The sequence below is a fragment of the Rhodopila sp. genome (assembly GCF_965277825.1).
GTDB lineage: Bacteria > Pseudomonadota > Alphaproteobacteria > Acetobacterales > Acetobacteraceae > Rhodopila.
Genome location: NZ_OZ255846.1, coordinates 4,543,961 through 4,561,270, shown reverse-complemented (window position 1 = coordinate 4,561,270; position 17,310 = coordinate 4,543,961). Strand labels below are relative to the sequence as shown.

The 17,310-nt window shown below is 69.2% G+C and carries 17 protein-coding genes; 11 read left to right on the top strand and 6 right to left on the bottom strand.

From position 1 onward, the window contains the following. Nucleotides 1–4: 4 nt before the first annotated feature. Together flgA and flgH are read left to right on the top strand one after the other, a co-directional pair. A complete protein-coding gene (gene flgA / locus ACQY4T_RS21990) occupies nt 5–970 on the top strand; it encodes a flagellar basal body P-ring formation chaperone FlgA (protein WP_428535037.1) in 966 nt (321 codons plus the stop codon). Then, entirely contained in the window at nt 967–1,710 is a 744-nt protein-coding gene (gene flgH / locus ACQY4T_RS21985; protein ID WP_428535035.1) for a flagellar basal body L-ring protein FlgH, read from the top strand. Before flgA ends, flgH begins: the two co-directional genes overlap by 4 nt. Nucleotides 1,711–1,851: 141 nt before the next feature. On the opposite strand, the gene ACQY4T_RS21980 is transcribed toward flgH, so the two are convergent. After that, nucleotides 1,852–2,379, bottom strand: a complete 528-nt coding sequence (locus ACQY4T_RS21980) for a CHRD domain-containing protein (protein ID WP_428535033.1) — start codon at nt 2,377–2,379, stop codon at nt 1,852–1,854. A 112-nt stretch (nt 2,380–2,491) separates the two neighbouring features. Here ACQY4T_RS21980 and ACQY4T_RS21975 point away from each other — a divergent pair, with 112 nt between their 5' ends. From ACQY4T_RS21975 to ACQY4T_RS21960, 4 genes are all read left to right on the top strand, one after another. Further along, the gene (locus tag ACQY4T_RS21975; RefSeq protein WP_428535031.1) at nt 2,492–3,373 is read left to right on the top strand and encodes a GNAT family N-acetyltransferase; all 882 of its coding nucleotides are present in this window, start codon (nt 2,492–2,494) and stop codon (nt 3,371–3,373) included. Further along, nucleotides 3,370–4,167 carry a S49 family peptidase gene (locus ACQY4T_RS21970; protein WP_428535029.1) on the top strand — a complete coding sequence of 266 codons (798 nt, stop codon included), beginning with the start codon at nt 3,370–3,372 and terminating at the stop codon, nt 4,165–4,167. Before ACQY4T_RS21975 ends, ACQY4T_RS21970 begins: the two co-directional genes overlap by 4 nt. Nucleotides 4,168–4,509: 342 nt before the next feature. Beyond that, the gene (locus ACQY4T_RS21965; protein ID WP_428535027.1) at nt 4,510–5,592 is read left to right on the top strand and encodes a zinc-binding dehydrogenase; all 1,083 of its coding nucleotides are present in this window, start codon (nt 4,510–4,512) and stop codon (nt 5,590–5,592) included. 733 nt (nt 5,593–6,325) lie between these two features. Continuing rightward, nucleotides 6,326–7,474: a hypothetical protein gene (locus ACQY4T_RS21960; protein ID WP_428535025.1), complete on the top strand. Its 1,149-nt coding sequence runs from the start codon at nt 6,326–6,328 to the stop codon at nt 7,472–7,474. A gap of 189 nt (nt 7,475–7,663) precedes the next feature. Here ACQY4T_RS21960 and ACQY4T_RS21955 read toward each other — a convergent pair whose 3' ends face one another. Further along, nucleotides 7,664–7,873, bottom strand: a complete 210-nt coding sequence (locus ACQY4T_RS21955; RefSeq protein ID WP_428535023.1) for a hypothetical protein — start codon at nt 7,871–7,873, stop codon at nt 7,664–7,666. A 166-nt stretch (nt 7,874–8,039) separates the two neighbouring features. Here ACQY4T_RS21955 and ACQY4T_RS21950 point away from each other — a divergent pair, with 166 nt between their 5' ends. Both ACQY4T_RS21950 and ACQY4T_RS21945 read left to right on the top strand, forming a co-directional pair. Further along, nucleotides 8,040–9,464, top strand: coding sequence for a phospholipase D-like domain-containing protein (locus ACQY4T_RS21950; RefSeq protein ID WP_428535021.1), 1,425 nt, complete (start codon nt 8,040–8,042; stop codon nt 9,462–9,464). Between the two features lie 166 nt (nt 9,465–9,630). Further along, nucleotides 9,631–10,272, top strand: coding sequence for an endonuclease/exonuclease/phosphatase family protein (locus tag ACQY4T_RS21945; protein WP_428535019.1), 642 nt, complete (start codon nt 9,631–9,633; stop codon nt 10,270–10,272). Nucleotides 10,273–10,399: 127 nt separating this feature from the next. Here the strand turns inward: ACQY4T_RS21945 and ACQY4T_RS21940 are convergent, their stop codons facing one another. Then, nucleotides 10,400–11,836, bottom strand: coding sequence for an NAD(P)-binding domain-containing protein (locus tag ACQY4T_RS21940; protein WP_428535017.1), 1,437 nt, complete (start codon nt 11,834–11,836; stop codon nt 10,400–10,402). 112 nt (nt 11,837–11,948) lie between these two features. On the opposite strand from ACQY4T_RS21940, the gene ACQY4T_RS21935 reads away from it, so the two are divergent. Further along, nucleotides 11,949–12,776, top strand: coding sequence for a TauD/TfdA dioxygenase family protein (locus tag ACQY4T_RS21935; protein WP_428535015.1), 828 nt, complete (start codon nt 11,949–11,951; stop codon nt 12,774–12,776). A 190-nt stretch (nt 12,777–12,966) separates the two neighbouring features. Here ACQY4T_RS21935 and ACQY4T_RS21930 read toward each other — a convergent pair whose 3' ends face one another. Beyond that, nucleotides 12,967–13,713 carry an SDR family oxidoreductase gene (locus ACQY4T_RS21930; protein WP_428535013.1) on the bottom strand — a complete coding sequence of 249 codons (747 nt, stop codon included), beginning with the start codon at nt 13,711–13,713 and terminating at the stop codon, nt 12,967–12,969. A gap of 101 nt (nt 13,714–13,814) precedes the next feature. On the opposite strand from ACQY4T_RS21930, the gene ACQY4T_RS21925 reads away from it, so the two are divergent. Beyond that, nucleotides 13,815–14,825, top strand: coding sequence for a Gfo/Idh/MocA family protein (locus ACQY4T_RS21925; RefSeq protein ID WP_428535011.1), 1,011 nt, complete (start codon nt 13,815–13,817; stop codon nt 14,823–14,825). Here ACQY4T_RS21925 and ACQY4T_RS21920 read toward each other — a convergent pair. Then, on the bottom strand, nt 14,815–15,306 hold the full coding sequence (locus ACQY4T_RS21920) for a L,D-transpeptidase family protein (protein ID WP_428535009.1): 492 nt from the start codon (nt 15,304–15,306) through the stop codon (nt 14,815–14,817). The two genes, ACQY4T_RS21925 and ACQY4T_RS21920, sit on opposite strands and share 11 nt — an antisense overlap. Before the next feature lie 85 nt (nt 15,307–15,391). Here ACQY4T_RS21920 and ACQY4T_RS21915 point away from each other — a divergent pair, with 85 nt between their 5' ends. Continuing rightward, nucleotides 15,392–15,940 carry a carboxymuconolactone decarboxylase family protein gene (locus ACQY4T_RS21915; RefSeq protein WP_428535007.1) on the top strand — a complete coding sequence of 183 codons (549 nt, stop codon included), beginning with the start codon at nt 15,392–15,394 and terminating at the stop codon, nt 15,938–15,940. A 188-nt stretch (nt 15,941–16,128) separates the two neighbouring features. Here the strand turns inward: ACQY4T_RS21915 and ACQY4T_RS21910 are convergent, their stop codons facing one another. Next, nucleotides 16,129–17,283, bottom strand: coding sequence for a substrate-binding domain-containing protein (locus ACQY4T_RS21910; protein ID WP_428535005.1), 1,155 nt, complete (start codon nt 17,281–17,283; stop codon nt 16,129–16,131). Nucleotides 17,284–17,310: the final 27 nt, after the last annotated feature.

Sequence of the window (17,310 nt, the reverse complement as noted above, 5' to 3'; positions counted from 1 at the left end):
TCCCATGCGCACCCTGGTTGTCGTCCTCGGCCTGCTGGTCTGCGCCCAGGCCCAGGCCGCCGCGCTGCGCAACATGACCACGTTGCACGGCCCCAACGTCTATCTCCGCGACCTGTTCGAAGATGCCGGCGTCAACGCCGACCGAGTGCTCGGCCCAGGCCCCACCCCCGGCGGGCGCATCATCGTCGAAGCCGCCCAGCTCAACGCCATCGCCCGCCAGTTCGACGTCGCCTGGCGTTCGGTTTCGCGCGCCGACCGCGCCGTGCTGGAATGGCCCGGCCGCCCGCTGCGCAAGGAAATCGCGGTCGAGGCGGTGCGCCTCGCCATCACCGCCGGGGGCGCCGCCGACGACCTAGACATCGACCTGCCCGGCTTCATCGCCCCGATCGTTCCGGTCGAGGCGAAAACCAGCGCCACCGTCTCGCAACTGGAATACGACCCCAACAGCGGCCGCTTCACCGCCGCCCTGACCGTCACCGCCGACGGCATGGACCCGATCGACAGCAGGATCAGCGGCCGAGCCGACGCCGTCGTCGATGCACCCGTGGCAGTGACCCGGTTGCTGCCCGAGACCATACTGCGCCCCGACGACATCCGCCTCGCCCGCATCCACGCCTCGCTCGCGGATGAGGTCGCGCGATCCCCCGACCAGGTCGTCGGCATGCAACTGCGCCGTCCGCTCGCCGCCGGTCAGCCGCTGCGCCTGGCCGATCTGGTCCGCCCGCCGCTGGTGCAGCGCGGCGCCACCGTCCTGATCCAGCTTGCCTCCTCTGGCCTGTCGGTCACCGGCCAGGCCATCGCCCTCGATGCCGGCGCCGACGGCGAGCGCATCCGGGTGCAGAACATGACCTCGCACGCCTACCTGTTCGCCCAGGTGATCGGCCCCGGCCAGGTGCGGGTCACCCCCGATGCCCCGCCCGCGTTGCCCCGCCAGCCGCCGCGTTATGAACAGCGCGTGGATGCCCAATGATCCCGTTCGCGACCCTGCGCGGCATCCTTCTGCTCGCAATGATGGTGGTATCGCTGAACGCCTGCGGCACGCTCAGCCGGCTGTCCGACGTCGGCCGCGACCCCGCCATGACGCCGACCGAGGACCCCACCAAGGACCCCAAATGGCGCCCGCTGACCATGCCGATGCCGACCGCGCGGCCATCGCCGAATGAGGCCAACGCGCTCTGGCGCTCCGGCTCGCGCGCCTTCTTCAAGGACCAGCGCGCCGCTCAGGTCGGCGACATCGTCACCGTCCTGGTCAACATGAACGACGCCGCCAACCTGAAGAACGTCACTTCGGCGACCCGCGCCAGCTCCGAATCCGCCGGCCTGCCCAATCTGTTCGGGCTCGAGGCCATCGTGCCGGCGGCGGTCAACCCGTCGAAGCTGCTATCGGCCAGCAGCGGCAACAGCAATGTCGGCACCGGCCAGATCCAGCGCAACGAGGCGGTCACCCTGCGGCTGGCCGGGATCGTCACCCAGGTGCTGCCCAACGGCAACCTGGTGGTCGCCGCTTCACAGGAATTCCTGGTCAACAGCGAACTGCGCGAACTCAAGGTCACCGGCGTCATCCGTCCGCAGGACATCGCCTCCGACAACACGGTGCAGCACGACCGTATGGCGGAAGCCCGCATCGCCTACGGCGGCAAGGGACAACTGACCGACCTGCAGCGCGCCCGCTGGGGTCAGCAGATGATGGATATCCTGCTGCCGTTCTGAAGCCGCGCGATTTGCCAGCCTGATCACGCCAACCGACGCCTGAGCCCGGGTCGGGCCAAACCGGGGGCGCCAAGCCGGATCGCCCCCCGCCCGTGGCAGCCACCGCCCCGGCGACGGCCGGGGCGGTCCAACGTCAGCCGATCACTTCGGCGCCGCGGCGGGCGGCGTGGACTCGGCCGGTGCAGAGGCTGACGGCGCTTCCGTCCCGCTCTCCGTCGCCGCCGGGCGGCCCTTGCGCCGGGCATGCACCCCGATCATCTGGCCCCGGATCTCGCCGCCGGGATTGGCCGCGGTATGCACGTTCACATACAGCTTGGACGACTGCAGATACTTCACCTGATCCTCGGTCAACGTCGCCGAACCGGTGATCGGGCTGGTCGGGTTCTTTTCGCCCAGCGGCACCACCACGCCCGCGCTCTGCGCCCGCGTCGCCGGCCCGTGGATATGCGCCGCCGTGGCCGGACCGCTCAGCCCCTCGAAGCTCAGTGTGTAATTCAGCACCTTCGATGTCGTATCGAATTCGGCTTTCAGCCTGCCCTTGCCCTTCGAGTCGGTCTTCGGCACCTCGGCCCGGCCGGACAACCGAGCCGTATAGCTTACCGTCGCCGCCGAGGCGGCCGAAGCCAGCACCACGGACAACGCGGTGACAAGAAGTACTCTACGAAACATTCATGATTCCCCAACAGAAAGTGGCCACCCTGACAACCGGCCAAGGCGCGGCAGCGGCTTGTCGTCGGCCGCCACTGGGGCCACCGTATTCCACGAAACCAAGGATGCCGCCATGCCCTGCCAGATCGCGCCCCCAAGGATCGCGCGCCAAACCGACGATCCTCCGCTCGCCGATCCCCAAGCCGCCAATCAAGCCGCCAATCCGAAAGCCGCCGATCGCCAGGCCGCCGACAACGATCCCCCGCCGATCGGCCCGCTCGTCGATACCACCCCACGGCCATTACCGGCCCGCATCCCGATCCGCGGCCAGTATGCCACGCTGGAGCCGTTGCACCGCCGCCACGTCAACGAGCTGTGGCACGCCGCCCAGGGCGCCGACGCCAGCTGGACCTATCTCGGCTACGGCCCGTTCGCCTCGGCCGAGGCGATGGAGCGCCACGTGATGGACGCCGCCGCCGACCACGACCCGATGGTCTGGGCAGTCCGCCCGGTCATCACCGGCGTCGTCTCCGGCTGGCTGGCGCTGATCGACATCCAGCCCCGCAACGCCGCCATCGAGCTTGGCGGCATCTGGTTCGCCCCCCGCATGCAGCGCACCCGCGCCGCCACCGAGGCGATCTTCCTGCTGCTGAAGCTCGCCGCCGACGACCTCGGCTATCGCCGCCTGGTGTGGAAGTGCGACGCACTCAACGCCGCCTCCCGCCGCGCCGCCACCCGCCTCGGTTTCACCCACGAAGGCCGCCACCGCATGCACAGGATCAGCAAGGGCCGCCAGCGCGACACCGATTGGTACAGCATCGTCGGCGACGAGTGGCCGTCCCGCCGCGACGCCTTGCTGGCCTGGCTCGACCCATCCAACTTCACCGCCGACGGCACCGCCCGGCACGGCCTCGCCGAACTGCGGGCCGGCCCAGAATGGGACCGCCCAACACAGGACCGCCCAACACAGGACCGCCCAACACAGGACCGCCCAATGCAGGATCGCCAGGCATGAGCGGCACCAGCCTACTGCCCTGGCGTCGCCCTCGCCTCAACGTGATCGTGCTGCACGGCATCATCGCCACAAGAGCCGGCACCCTGAACGCCGATTCGGCCCGCCCGCTGATCGAGAAAGCCTTCGCCTCCACCGGCCGCCGCCCGGTCATCCTCGACATCGAAAGCCCCGGCGGCTCGCCGGTGCAATCGGACCTGATTGCCGGCATGATCCGCAGCCACGCCGACCGCGCCGGGGTGCGCGTCCACGCCGTGATCCGTGAGGTCGGCGCCTCCGGCGGCTACTGGCTGGCCTGCGCCGCCGACGAGATCCACGCCAACCCCATGAGCGTGGTCGGCTCGATCGGCGTGGTCGGCGGCGGCTTCGGCTTCCCCGACCTGCTCCACCGCCTCGGCGTCGAACGCCGCCTCTACACCGCCGGCACCCACAAGGCTCGGCTCGACCCGTTCAGCCCCGAGAACCCCGACGACGTCGCCTTCGCCAAGGACCTGATGGAAAAACTCCACGTCCGCTTCAAACAGTGGGTCAAGTCCCGCCGCGGGCCGCGCCTGAGGGCCCCCGACGACGCCCTGTTCGACGGCGGCTACATGCTGGGCGAGCAGGCCCTCGCCGCCGGCCTGATCGACGGCCTGGCCACCGTAGACGAACTGGTGCGCGAGCTCGGCGGCGACCGCGCCCGGCCACGCCGCATCGCCCCGAAACGCTCCCGCCTGGCGCTGCGGCTGCCCCGACTGGCCGCCGATACCGTGCTCGACGCCCTGGAAGCCAGGCTCTGCCAGATCACCCTGCGATAACCTGGAATCCCCACAACCGACCCACGCCCCACCCCAATCACCAGCCCGCCAGAACCACCAGGCCGCCAGAACCAGCACGCCAGAACCACCAGCCCGCAGAACCACCAGCCCGCAGAACCACCAGCCCGCAGAACCACCAGCCCGCCAGAGCCACCAGCCCGCCAGAGCCACCAGCCCGCCAGAGCCACCAGCCCGCCAGAGCCACCAGCCCGCCGGAACCACCAGCCCGCCGGAACCACCAGCCCGCCGGAACCACCAGCCCGCCGGAACCACCAGCCCGCCGGAATCACCAGCCCACCGAAATCACCACTCCACCGGAATCACAAAAAGGAGGAAACCACCATGCGCGCCGCGGTCTTTCGCCAAGGCTCCATCGTCGTCGACACCCTGCCCGACCCCACCCCCGTCGAGGGCCAGGTGCTGGTGCGCACCCGAACCTGCGGCATCTGCGGCTCTGACCTGCACGCCGCCAGCCACACCCACCAATTCGTCGACCTGGCACGCCGCGCCGGCAACCGCTGGGCGATGGACGCCGACCGCGATGTGGTGTTCGGCCACGAATTCTGTGCCGAGGTGGTCGACTACGGCCCGCGCAGCCCCACCCGCCTGGCCCCCGGCACGCTGGTCTGCTCGATGCCGATGACCCTGGCCGGCGAGACCGTGCACGGCATCGGCTACTCCAACGACATCGCCGGCGGCTTCGCCCAATACATGCCGCTGGCCGACCGCATGCTGCTGGCGGTGCCGAACGGCCTCTCCGCCGCCGCCGCGGCGTTGACCGAACCCATGGCGGTCGGCTGGCACGCGGTCCAGCAGGCCCGCCTGGCGCCCGAGGACGTGCCCCTCGTCATCGGCTGCGGCCCGGTCGGACTGGCGGTGATCGCCGGCCTGGCGATCCGCGACCTGCACCCGATCATCGCCGCCGACTTCTCCCCCGCCCGGCGCCAGCTGGCGCTGAAAATGGGCGCCGATGTCGTGGTCGACCCAGCCGAGGCCTCGCCCTACCAAAGCTGGCAACAAGCCGCCACCCCGCCCGGCCACGACCCCAGCCGCTACGCCCAACTGTTCGGCATCGGCCCCAAACAGCGCCCGGCGGTGATCTTCGAATGCGTCGGCGTGCCCGGCGTCATCCAGCAGGTGATCGAGGGCGCCCCCGCCGCCGCCCGCATCGTCGTCGTCGGCGTCTGCATGCAGACCGACCGGTTCGAGCCGTTCTTCGGCATCGTCAAGCAACTCAACCTGCAGTTCGTGCTCGCCTACACCGCCCAGGAGTTCGCCGACAGCCTGCGCCACATCGCCGAAGGCAAGATCGACGTCACCCCGATGATAACCGGCGCCGTCGGCCTCGAAGGTGTCAGCGCCGCCTTCGCCGAACTGGCCAATCCGGAAAAGCACGCCAAGGTCATCGTCGACCCCTGGGCCTGATCGCCCGTCCCGCTCTGCCGCGTCCCCTCGCGTCGCGCCCAACGGCGCCCGGCCAGCCCAAGCTGTCCCGGACTACCGCGCCGGGTCCCCCACGGTGTCCCGACCAGCCCACGCTGTTCCGGGCCGTCGCGCCGGTCCGCCCACGGTATCCCGACCAGCCCACGCTGTCCCGGCCCGTCGCGCCGGTCCGCCCACGGTGTCCCCAACCAGCCCACGCTGTCCCGGTCCGCCGCGCCGGTCCGCCCACGGTGTCCGGACCAGCCCACGCTGTCCCGGTCCGCCGCGCCGGTCCCTGAACCGTATCCCGACCAGCCCACGCTGTCCCGGGCCGCCGCGCCAGTCGCGCCAGCCGCAAATCGCGCCGTGTCCCTCAGCCCCGTCGCGCCCCGCCATGTCCCAGCCTCCCGCCTGTGTCATGGCCGAGCGCGGCCGGGCCACTTACGACGTGCAATACTGCAACCAGCAAATTGACAACGCCCGAAAATCCGTCCGAAACCCGCCGGCCACATCAAACCGCCATCGACCCGCGGCCGCGACAATCCCGCGACGCCATTCGGCTTGACCACACGCCGTAACTAATGCCGGGGCCGCTCCCTCCGCCCAAATGCCCGGAAAAATCAACCCAATCGCGCGCCTCAAATCACGGACTAAAAGCACACCGTAGGAATAATTCCTTGACAACCGCCCGCAACCCCAGCTACAACCCCAGCCACCCAACAACAGTCAGCCGCTCATGTCCGCAACCACCGCCGAACCACCTCCGGCCTCCAACCTCGACCTGCAGCCCGGCGACATCCTGCTGCACCTGATCGTCACCCTGCTCGCCCCGATGTTCCTGGGCGTCTGCTGCGGCAACCTCGATTTCGCCCGCATGGCGGCGCTGGAGACCGTCAACGCCTACCGCGCCCGCAGCCATGTCGACCTGATCGCGGTGGCCCAGATCGTCGCCCACGGCCTGGCCTCGGTCAGCTCGGCCTGCCTGTCGATGTCGGACGAGATCTCGCTGTCCATGACCCTGCGGCTGCGCGCCAGCGCCAATGCCTCGGACCGAGCCTGCGATCGCAACCGCCGAGCGCTGGAGAAGAACCGCGCCGCCCCAGTCCCCGACCCGGTGTTCCCCGCTGATCCGATATTCGCCCCCGAACCCGAACCCGGCCCGACCCCCGATCCCGAGGCCGACCGCAAGCACGCCGAGGAAATCGCCCGCCGCGCCGCCGTCCGCCAGCAGGATGCAGCGCTGCAGGCCCGCGCCGCCGCCGATCACCCCGCCGCCCCGCCGGCGGCGACCGCGCCGGCCGCCATTCGCGACCCAGCGCCAGTCCGTGCCGCGGTGACCACTTCCGCCGTCCCGACCCAGGCCGCCCAGACCCAGGCCGCCCAGACCCAGGCCGCCGAGACCCAGGTCGCCCAGACCCAGGCCGCCCAGACCCCGGTCATCGCAATCCCGACCACCGCGACCCAGCCCGCCCAAACCCCTGTAGCCGCAACCCCGACCGCCGCGACCCAGCCCGTCGCGCGCCAAGCCGTCCCGACCCCGACCGCCGCGACCCAGCCCGTCGCGACCCTGTCCGTCGCGCCCCAGCACCGTACGACCCAGGCGGCAGCCACCCGGGCCGCGGCAACCTCGCACCGACCGCCAGTCCCGGCCCGCACCGAGGCCGACCTCAGCGCGCAAGACTTCCAGCAACTCTGGGGCGCCGCGATGACCGTGGTCGCCAACGAATACGAAGCCAGCCTGGCCGACCTGCCGCCAGCCGAACGCGACGCCGCCCGAGCCCGCGCCGCCGTGCTGAACCGCGCCGCCGGCGACCTCTATTCCGGCAACGTCCCGCCCCGCCTCCGGGCCGGCGACCTCGGCTCCGCCACCCCGCCGACCCGCTGAACCGCCGCAACACCGCCGCCGTCCGCATCGCACCAAGCCCAGACGCCGAAAAGACCCCTCAGACGCTCATCAAACCCGTCCGTGACCCGGCCACGCCTCGTCGCACGGGACCAACCCCCGAAACCAACGCCGACCACCCCAACGCAACCAAAATAGCCCACCGGACGAGACAACGGCCGCCGGGCAGCATCAACCCCGACTGGGCGCGACCTCGGCAATGAACATCACGTCACCGGTCGCTACTTCGGGATCACCCGGACCGTCCATCGCCACGATATGGCCGTTGCCCTGGCGAGCAATCCACACCGGCGCTTCCTTCGCCGCATGCTCGGCCTCCGCGATCACCTCCCGAGGCACCTGATGCCATAACGATTGGTCAAGAATCTTGATCCGGTCCACGATGCCCTCCCGCCTGTTCAGCCCTTACCCGAACGTGCGCCGCCCCGCATCGGTTCCGCAACCGACCCACTGTCGCCACGCTCCGCAAAAGGCAATTTCCGGGCGCGCCGTCCGCCGGAAAATAAGCTACTCACCCGCCCATGCATCCAATCCCACCAAAGCCGCCATGAACGAACTCTGGCAAAGCCTGCTGCACCTGCGCGCCGACGTCACCCTGACGATCGGCCTGGTGCTCGCCATCGCCGCCACCATCCACATCCTGCTGCACAAGCGCGAGGTCGCCTCCGCCGTCGGCTGGATCGGCCTGGTCTGGTTCGCCCCGATCCTCGGCGCCATCAGTTACCTGATGTTCGGCGTCAACCGGGTCAGGCGCCGCGCCCGCCAGCTGCGCCCGCAGGACAGCGAATCCGCCGCCCGATCGGCCTGGCCCGCCCCCGACCTCGAGGCCGACCTCGATGCGCTGAAACGCGGCAACGGCCGCATCGCCGGCCGCAATCTGCTGCCCGGCACCACGGTGCAAGCCTTCCAGAACGGCGACCAGGCCTATCCCGCCATGCTGCAAGCGATCGCCGAGGCCAAAGTCAGCATCGGCCTGTCGTCCTACATCTTCCAGGACGACCAGTGGGGCGGCCGCTTCATCGCCGCGCTGGCCGCAGCCCGGGCGCGCGGCGTCACCGTCCGCGTGCTGATCGACGGCGTCGGCGGCGGCTGGCTGCGCTCCCCCGCCTATCACCGCCTGCGACGCCACGATGTCGCCGCCGCCCGCTTCATGCACTCGTCGCTGCCCTGGCGCATGCCGTTCATCAACCTGCGCTCGCACAAGAAGGTCCTGCTGCTGGACGGCACCATCGGCTTCACCGGCGGCATGAACATCGCCGACGACAACGTCATGGCCGCCCGCACCCGCCACCCGGTGCAGGACCTGCATTTCCGCCTCGACGGCCCAGTCGTCGCCCAACTCGCCGAAACCTTCGCCGAGGACTGGTCCTTCGTCACCGACGAGGACCTCGAAGGCGACATTTGGCTGCCGCCGATCCCCCAACGCGACGGCCCGCTGGCTCGGGTGATCGACTCCGGCCCGGACGAGGATCTGGAAAAGATCGAGTTCGCCGTGCTCCAGGCCGTCGCCTGCGCCCGCACCAGCATCGCGGTGATGACACCCTATTTTCTGCCCGACCAGCGCCTGATCACCGCCCTGGCCCTGGCCGCCATGCGCGGCGTCGCGGTCGAGCTGCTGGTGCCGCAAAACAGCAACCACAGGCTGGTCGACTGGGCCACCAAGGCCAACATCGGGCCATTGCTCACCGACGGCGTCCGGATCTGGCAAAGTCCGCCGCCGTTCCATCACTCTAAACTCATGGTGGTAGACCACGACTGGTGCCTGATCGGCAGTTGCAACTGGGATATCCGCTCGTTTCGATTAAACTTCGAGCTGTGCGTGGAAGTCTACGACCCCGACCTCGCCTCCCGGCTGACCGAACTGATGCAGCACGCCCGCGGCCCCGAACTTACCCAGGCCGACCTCGAAGCCCGCTCACTCCCCAAGGCCCTGCGCGACGCCGCCGCTCGGCTGATGCTGCCATACTTGTGACCGGACCCACCGCCACCGCCCGCGCGGCCGCCATCGCGGCGCCCCGGACCAGCCCGAATCGGCCCGGGACTGGCGCTGCGGCGCACTTTCTGCTTGCTACCGAGAGGACAGCCATGCAGACAGCATCATTGTCTCATTCACCGCACAGGCCCATTTAAGTATCGCAATGACAAAACTGATCAGTTGGAACCTGCTGCGCCTGACCGGCGCCTCGCTCGACGACATTGTCCGGCTGATCCGCCGCGAAGACCCCGACATCCTGCTGATGCAGGAGGCAACACAGGACATCGACGGACTGACCCGCAAAGTAGGCGGCCAGTATCAGCGCAACCAGTTGCCCGGCCGGGTGCATGGCCTGGCGGTGTGGACCCCGATGCCGCTGCTCAGCCGCCCGGTGGTGATGCCGCTGCAGGCGGGGGCGATGTTCCACCGCATCTGCCAGATCATCCAGTTCGGCTCGATCACCGTCGCCAACGTGCATCTTTCGCACGGTCAGATCCTCAACCGCCGCCAGCTCCGCCGCATCGCCAAGGTGCTGCCGTACCGATCGGCGGTGGTCGGCGACTACAACCTGATCGGGCCGCCCTTGCTGCCGGGATTTCGCGACGTTGGACCGCGCGAACCCACCCATGTCGCCGGCGATATGGTGCCGTTGCGTGTCGACCGCTGCCTGATCCGCGGCGTCGCCTGCCTGGAAGCCCGCGCCCTGCTGCGCGAGGCCTCCGACCATCGGCCCATCGTGGTGCGGCTGGCTCTGGCCTCCGAACGCCAGGCGACCGAGGCGATCCCGCTCGACGTCGTGGCCTGACCGACACCCCAGCCCGCCGCGCCCCAGCCCGCCGCGCCCCAGCCCGCCGCGCCGCAGCCCGCTGCGCCCCAGCCCGCCGCGCCCCAGCCCGCCGCGCCGCAGCCCGCTGCGCCCAAGCGCGCCAGGCTCAACCCGATTGCCGCTCTTGACGCCGCCACACCGTCGACGCGTAAGCCTGCTCCGGAAAGTCCGCTGCGACGGTTCCCGCCATGCGCGCCTGGTGGCTGTCTAGATCGGCCAGGAACAGATCCCGGCTGATCCGCGCCGCCACCAGCGGAATGTCGCGCCGCATGCTGGGCACGTCGCCGATCGGCAGCCCGAAGCTGACGAATCCGGCCGGGTTGTGGACATGGATGTCGCGCAGGTAGGGCGCCCGCCCCGGGGTCCTCGGCAGATACTCATGCCCGTCCCCCAGATAGGGATGGGCGCCCAAAAACGCGTCCTGCTGATCCTCCGGCGGCTGATACCGGTCGCGCCACAGCAGGATCTGGTCAGCAAATCCGCCGAGTTCCGGACGCGCCGACGGATCGACGAAATAGCCGGTGCCGGCAATCACATGATCGAACCGGTAGCCTCCGTCGGAGACCTCCGCCACCACCCGACCGTGCTCCACCGCCGCCTGCTGCCAGACCGCGCCAAGATGGAGGTGAAAGCTGGCGAAACCGACAGCGCGCTCGATCGCATCGATCGTCGGGGTCGAGCCGGCGCGGCGGAAGCGGATGGCCTGATCCCAGCGAACCGCGTCCGGCAAATGGCGGTAGTTGTCGTAGGCGCCCGGATAGCCGCGCACCCGGGTGACCGGGACCGAGGCGATCGACGGCCGCCGAGCGAACAGGTGTACCGAGGCAGCGCCGTGCTCCAGCGCCACGCCGGCGGCATCGAACGCGGCCGCCGCGGCCCCGACCACCGCCACCGTCTTGCCGCGCAAGCCCGCGAAATCGATCGCCCGTTCGGTGTGCGACAGCACCGAGGCCGGCAGCCCGGCCAGCACCGGAGGGATATACGCCCCGCCATTGCCGGTGAACCCGGTCGCCAGCACGACCTTGCGCGCGGTCTCGACCGTTTCGCCTGCGTCGATCGCCAGATGCAGGCGAAAGCAGTCCCCGGCCGGCTCGATGCGCAGCAGACGGCAGCCATAGCGCACCCGAATGTCGAGGAACCGCCGATACCAGCCAAGGTACTCGGCCCATGCCAGGCGCGGGATCCGCTCCATCGCGGCATAGGCGTCCTGCCCATGCCGCGCTTCATACCAGGCCTGGAACCCCAGCGCCGGAATGCCCAGCTCCGGCCCCGGCAGGTTCTTCGGCGTGCGCAGCAGGTTCATCCGAGCCGCGGTCAGCCACCCGCCGGCGTGCGCCGCGTCGGCGGCGGCATCGATCACCGCCACCTTGCCGATGCCGGCGCGACGCAGCGCGAACGCCAGCGCCGATCCGGTCTGTCCAGCCCCGACCAGCACGACGTTGTGGTCGATGCCCGCGCGGTCGGGAACCCAGTTCGCCGGATCGGGGCCGATCAGGCGAAGCGCCGCGGCGGCGGCGAGGTCGGGATCGCTGGTCTGGGTCATGCGCTCACCTCTTGGGCGTGGTCGGCGGCTTGCTGAAAGTCCGGGTTCCGATCAACAATTCAGCATCAGCGAGCGTCCAGCAACCGACGCTCCGAAACGGAGGAACCACGCGATGACCTACGCTTCGATCCGGGTACGACCGGTGACGCCCAGGCTGGGCGCCGAGGTCTCCGACCTCGACCTGACCGCCGCGCTCAGCAACCGCCAGGTCGAGGACCTGCACGCGGCGCTGGCCGACCATCAGGTGCTGTTCTTCCGCGACCAGAAGATCAGCCTGGAGCAGCAGAAGACGCTGGGCCGCCACTTCGGCGAACTGCACATCCATCCCAACACCCCGGGCCCCGACGGCCACCCCGAGATCCTGCCGATCCACACCGATGCCAACTCCAAGCGGGCCAACGGCGAGCGCTGGCACTCCGACGTGTCGTGCGACGCGGAACCGCCGCTGGGCAGCATCCTGGCGCTGCACACCGTGCCGGAGACCGGCGGCGATACCATCTTCGCCAGCCAGTCGGCGGCGTACGACGATCTGACACCGCCGTTCCGAGCCTTCCTCGACGGTCTGACGGCGACCCATTCGGGGGAGCGTTCGTATCGCCGGACCAACCGCCTGAACGGGGTGGACGACCGCCACCGGGTGTTTCCTCAAGCCGTGCATCCGGTGGTGCGGACGCATCCGGTGAGCAAGCGCCGCGCGCTGTTCGTCAACGAGAACTTCACCACCCAGATCAACGAACTGGCGGAGGATGAAAGCCGCGCGGTGCTGGACTTCCTGTATGCGCACTGCACCAAGCCGGCCTATCAGGTGCGGTTCAGTTGGCAGCCGCACTCGATCGCGTTCTGGGACAATCGCGCGGTGCAGCACATCGCGATGTGGGACTACTATCCGCAGCTTCGCTCCGGCTATCGGGTCACCATCAAGGGCGATCGGCCGTACTGAGCGCGGGCTGTCCCAAAGCTGCCGATGGCCACCGTCCGGTCCTTGATCCGCGATCGGCGCGGCTGCCGATGGCCGCTGTCGGGGTCTGGATCCGCGATCGGCGCGGCTGCCGGTGGCCGCAGTCCGGGTTTTGATCCGCGATCGGCGAGGCGGCCGTTCGTCGCCGCCCAGACCTTGGGTCCGCGCGCGCTCAGCCGCGGCCGATCCAGGGCATCTTGGTCGCCATGATGGTGACGAACTGGATGTTCGATTCCAGCGGCAGGGCGGCCATGAACGCCACCTGCTTGCCGACGTGGTCGGCCTCCATGCGCGGCTCGACCGCCATCTGACCGTGCGGCTGCATCTGGCCGTTGGCGGAGCGCGCGGTCATCGGCGTGGCGGCGTTGCCGATGTCCACCTGGCTGGCGCAGATGTCGTATTGCCGTCCGTCCAGCGCGATCGACTTGGTCAGCCCGGTGATGGCGTGCTTGGTCGAGGTGTAGGCGACCGACCCGGGCCTTGGGTTGTGCGCCGAGATCGAGCCGTTGTTGATGATGCGGCCGCCCTGCGGCTGCTGGTCGCGCATCATGCGGAACGCGGCGTTGGCGCACAGGAACATGGCGTCCAGGTTGATGGCGCAGACATGGCGCCACATCTCGAAGGTGAAGTCGCCGAAGTTGGTGGTCGGCACGTTGCCGCCGGCGTTGTTGAACAGCGTATCCAGCCTTCCGTGCGCCGCCTTCACTTTGGCGAACAAGGCGTCAACCTGGCCGGGATCGGTGACGTCGGTCGGCACCACCAGCGACTTGCCGGCTTTCGCCATGCTGGCGGTTTCCTGCAGCGCTTCGGGGCGCCGCCCGGCCAGCGCCACCGACCAGCCATCCGCCAGCAGGTTGAGCGCGGTGGCTCGGCCGATGCCGCTGCCGGCGCCGGTGATGATGGCGACACGATCAGCCATGGGTAGTGCTCCCCCGTTGTGTGGACCCGGAAGTAGTGTGGACCGTGGTTGCCCGGTGGGGAAGATGGTGCGAGGTTCGCCGCGGGGGTCGGGGATTGATGATGCCGCGCTTTGCCGCCGTCGGACTGGATCATCGTCACGTTTACGATCTGACCGCGGGGTTGCTGGCGGCCGGCGCGGTCTGTGTCGGGCATGATCCCGAGAGCTCGGATTCCAGGGTGCTGGCGGGGTTCCGCAAACGTTTTCCCGAGGTTCCGGCGGTGGGTCGGGATCGGCTGCTGGATGACCCCTCGATCGACTTCATCGTGCTGTGTTCGGTGCCGCGCGACCGTGCCGGGATGGCGGTTCGGGCGATGCGGTGCGGCAAGGATGTGATGGTGGACAAGCCTGGCGTGACCACGCCGGATCAGCTTGTTGCGGTCGAGGCGGCGGTGGCGCAGACCGGACGGATCTTCTCGATCGCGTTGGGGCGGCTGACCTCGGCCTCGGTGCAGGCGGCGCTGGCGGTGGCGCGGTCGGGGGAGCTGGGGCGGCTGGTCAGCCTGACCAGCCTGGCGCCGCATCGGCTGAACCGAGCGTTGCGCCCAGCCTGGTTCTTCGAGCGTGAGGCGTATGGCGGCATCATCAACGATATCGGCCTGCACTCGATCGATCAGTTCCTGGCGTTCGCCGAAGTTTCCGATGCAACGATCGCGGCGGCCACCATCGGCTGTTTCGGTACCGCTCCGGCCGGGTTCGAGGATTTTGCCGAGATCACCCTGCGCAGTGCTGCGATGACCGGCACGCTGCGGCTGGACTGGTTCACCCCCGAGGGGCTGGCGGACTGGGGCGATGGACGGCTGTTCGTGGTCGGCACCGAGGGCACGCTGGAGCTGCGCAAGAACCTGGACCTCGAGGGCCGGCCCGGCGGCGACCACATGTTCGTAACTGACAAGCAACGGACTCGCTACCAGGACTGCGCCGCGTGGCCGCTGACCTATTACCGCGACTTCCTGGATGATGTGCGCGACCGCGGTGGGCGGATGGCGGAGGATGGGCGGTTGTTCTCCGCTTGCCGGCTGGCGCTGCGCTGCCAGGCCGCGGCACATCGTTTCTTGCCAGTCATGTCCTGACCAGGATCTCGGTCAGTCCCAGCGCCAGGACGCGGCGCAGGTCAGCCGGCGCGAGGGCGATGCAGCCCTCGGTCGGGGCAAAGTCCAGGCGAGCGACGTGGAGGAAGATGGCTGACCCGCGGCCGCGCCGCACCGGCGCGTCGTTCCAGCCGAGCACGCCGATGATGTCGTAGAGTGGGTCGTCGCGCCACAGCCGTTCGGCGCTGGCCTGGATCGGCAGGCGGACGCGGCGGTTGTAGGCGGCGTTGGTTGGGTCGTCGCACCAGCCGTCGTGCGGCGATAGCGGCTCGACCGGGAGCGCTGACAGCGGGGCGGCGTCGCGGTCGGGGCGATACAGCACCTGGCGCAGCGGCAGCGCGGCCAGCGGGGTGGCGCCGTCGCCTTCCTGCTTGGCGGCGCGCACGCCGCCGCGCCCCAGCGCCGCGCGGAACGTTTCGGCGCCGATGGTAAGATGTCCGTCGGCGGTGGCGACTGCGAGCATGGTCGGATGGTCCCTGGGTAGCGGCGGCGGGATTTCATGCCGGGCGAAGCGGTAATAGCCTGAAGCGGTTTAGCGGAGGAAACCGATGGCTCGTTTGCCTTATCTTGACGTAACCGACCTTGCGCCGGCGGACCGTGATCTGCTGGCCCGTCCGATCGCGCTGGCCAAGGCGCTGGTCAATTCGCCGAAGGCGGCGCGGGCGTTCCTGGGCTTGGGCGGCTATATCCGTCATGGCAGCAAGCTTGATCCCAGGTTGCGCGAGCTTGCCATCCTGCAGGTCGGCTGGTTGGCGCGATCGCCATACGAGTGGTCGCATCATGTCAAGCTGGGGATCGATTTCGGGGTCAGCGAGCAGGACGTCCGGGGGCTGATCGATGATACCGCGGGGCGGCCGAGCGAGCTTGATCCGGTGGCGAAGCTGGTGCTGAAGGCGGCACGCCAGATGACGGCGGAGGGCGCGATGGACGCGCCGACGTTCGCTGCGTTGCGTGCCGAGCTGGGCGATGAGGGGGTGCTGGATCTGACGCTGGCGATCGGGTTCTACAATGCGGTGGTGCGGGTGCTGGCGACGCTGGAAATCGATGTGGAGCCGGAATATATGCCGTATCTGGAGCGGTTTCCGTTGCCGGAGTGAAGGTTCCGTGGCGTGAGCTATCGATGTTTGCGCGGACGATCATCATGCTCGCCCGCGGAATCGGTTCAGGCGTCCGAGCTGGCGCAAGGGTTGTATCGTCGATCGTCTGGCTGATGCGGGCTTCGGCTAAGGGCTGCTCCGTGATCGTGGCCCGTCTGGTCGAGCATTCAACCGCGGACGCTGCCGATTTACCTGCCCCAGATCTTGCGGTAGGCGTCGCGATAGCCGTTCGACGGGTCATAGACGTTGTCGGGTCCGCCGTCGGATGCGATGTCGGCCTTGGTCACCAGATGGGTCGGCGCCACGTAGTTGCTGGGCGGCTGTCCGGCGAGCGCTCGGTTGGCCTCGTCAATCGCCTGCCAGCCGTGCAGGTGCAGGGGTTCGGCGACCGTTGCGACCTGGTAATTGCCGTTGCGGATACGCTCGAACGCGGCGATGCTGCCGTCGCCGCCGGCGATGTTGTGCGGCGCGTCGCCTGGGGCCTTGCGGGCCGCTTTCAGTGACGGCGCCATGAAGTCGTAGAAGCCATCGTTGATCGCCAGCGAATAGGTCCATTTCGCGCCATAGCGCTGCAGCAGCGAGGCGGTCATTTGCGGGATGCGGTTGGAGACATCAGCCAGCGGCGTGTCGATGGTGGTCAGCACGGAACAGCCGGGGCAGGCGCGGATGTTGGCGGCCATGGCGTCGGACTTCAGGATGGAGATCTTGCCGCTGGAATCGGTGAAGATCACCACGTTCGCCTTGCCGTCCGACAGCGCCACCGCGAGCGCGGCGGAGACCCGGGCGACGTTCAGCGGATCGGTCGAGATGTTGGTGAACAGCGCCACGTCGGGGTCGGTGCCGGGCTTGACGGTGGAGTGCCAGCCGATCACTGGGATGCCGGCGGCCTTGGCCTTCGCCAGGCTGGATTTCTGTTCGGCGGCATCGTCGTTGTCGGCGATGATGACGTCGGGCTTCAGCGCCATCGCCTGCGCGAAGGCGGCGGTGCGGCTGGCGATCGAACCGGCGCCGTCGAGGATGCGCAGGTCCCAGCCGACGACCTTGGCGGCCTCGGTCACGCCTTGGCTGACACCGAGCGAGCCGCCGTTGCGCTGATCGCCGGACACCAGGATGACTTTCTTGCCGGCGGGCGCCTTGGGACCGGTGGTCGGGCCGTCCCACGGCAGCGATGGGGCGCCGGCCTTGGCGACGATGGCCTGGGCTGTCGCTACATCCAGTTTGTCGGCCGCGATCGCCGGCGCGACGCAGCACAACAGGGCGGCGCCTGCCGCGATCAGGGTCTGTCTAGTATCGCGCAGCAGTGAAGCGCGATACGTCGCTTTTTGTTTGATTATCCGATTCATGCGCCGAAGCGTGGTCGCTACGCTTCT

What these genes read in the sequence shown, in the direction of transcription:
- flgA (WP_428535037.1), top strand. Translation starts at nt 5, where the DNA reads ATGCGCACCCTGGTTGTCGTCCTCGGCCTGCTGGTCTGCGCCCAGGCC.
- flgH (WP_428535035.1), top strand. Translation starts at nt 967, where the DNA reads ATGATCCCGTTCGCGACCCTGCGCGGCATCCTTCTGCTCGCAATGATG.
- ACQY4T_RS21980 (WP_428535033.1), bottom strand. Translation starts at nt 2,379, where the DNA reads ATGTTTCGTAGAGTACTTCTTGTCACCGCGTTGTCCGTGGTGCTGGCT.
- ACQY4T_RS21975 (WP_428535031.1), top strand. Translation starts at nt 2,492, where the DNA reads ATGCCCTGCCAGATCGCGCCCCCAAGGATCGCGCGCCAAACCGACGAT.
- ACQY4T_RS21970 (WP_428535029.1), top strand. Translation starts at nt 3,370, where the DNA reads ATGAGCGGCACCAGCCTACTGCCCTGGCGTCGCCCTCGCCTCAACGTG.
- ACQY4T_RS21965 (WP_428535027.1), top strand. Translation starts at nt 4,510, where the DNA reads ATGCGCGCCGCGGTCTTTCGCCAAGGCTCCATCGTCGTCGACACCCTG.
- ACQY4T_RS21960 (WP_428535025.1), top strand. Translation starts at nt 6,326, where the DNA reads ATGTCCGCAACCACCGCCGAACCACCTCCGGCCTCCAACCTCGACCTG.
- ACQY4T_RS21950 (WP_428535021.1), top strand. Translation starts at nt 8,040, where the DNA reads ATGAACGAACTCTGGCAAAGCCTGCTGCACCTGCGCGCCGACGTCACC.
- ACQY4T_RS21945 (WP_428535019.1), top strand. Translation starts at nt 9,631, where the DNA reads ATGACAAAACTGATCAGTTGGAACCTGCTGCGCCTGACCGGCGCCTCG.
- ACQY4T_RS21940 (WP_428535017.1), bottom strand. Translation starts at nt 11,836, where the DNA reads ATGACCCAGACCAGCGATCCCGACCTCGCCGCCGCCGCGGCGCTTCGC.
- ACQY4T_RS21935 (WP_428535015.1), top strand. Translation starts at nt 11,949, where the DNA reads ATGACCTACGCTTCGATCCGGGTACGACCGGTGACGCCCAGGCTGGGC.
- ACQY4T_RS21930 (WP_428535013.1), bottom strand. Translation starts at nt 13,713, where the DNA reads ATGGCTGATCGTGTCGCCATCATCACCGGCGCCGGCAGCGGCATCGGC.
- ACQY4T_RS21925 (WP_428535011.1), top strand. Translation starts at nt 13,815, where the DNA reads ATGCCGCGCTTTGCCGCCGTCGGACTGGATCATCGTCACGTTTACGAT.
- ACQY4T_RS21920 (WP_428535009.1), bottom strand. Translation starts at nt 15,306, where the DNA reads ATGCTCGCAGTCGCCACCGCCGACGGACATCTTACCATCGGCGCCGAA.
- ACQY4T_RS21915 (WP_428535007.1), top strand. Translation starts at nt 15,392, where the DNA reads ATGGCTCGTTTGCCTTATCTTGACGTAACCGACCTTGCGCCGGCGGAC.
- ACQY4T_RS21910 (WP_428535005.1), bottom strand. Translation starts at nt 17,283, where the DNA reads ATGAATCGGATAATCAAACAAAAAGCGACGTATCGCGCTTCACTGCTG.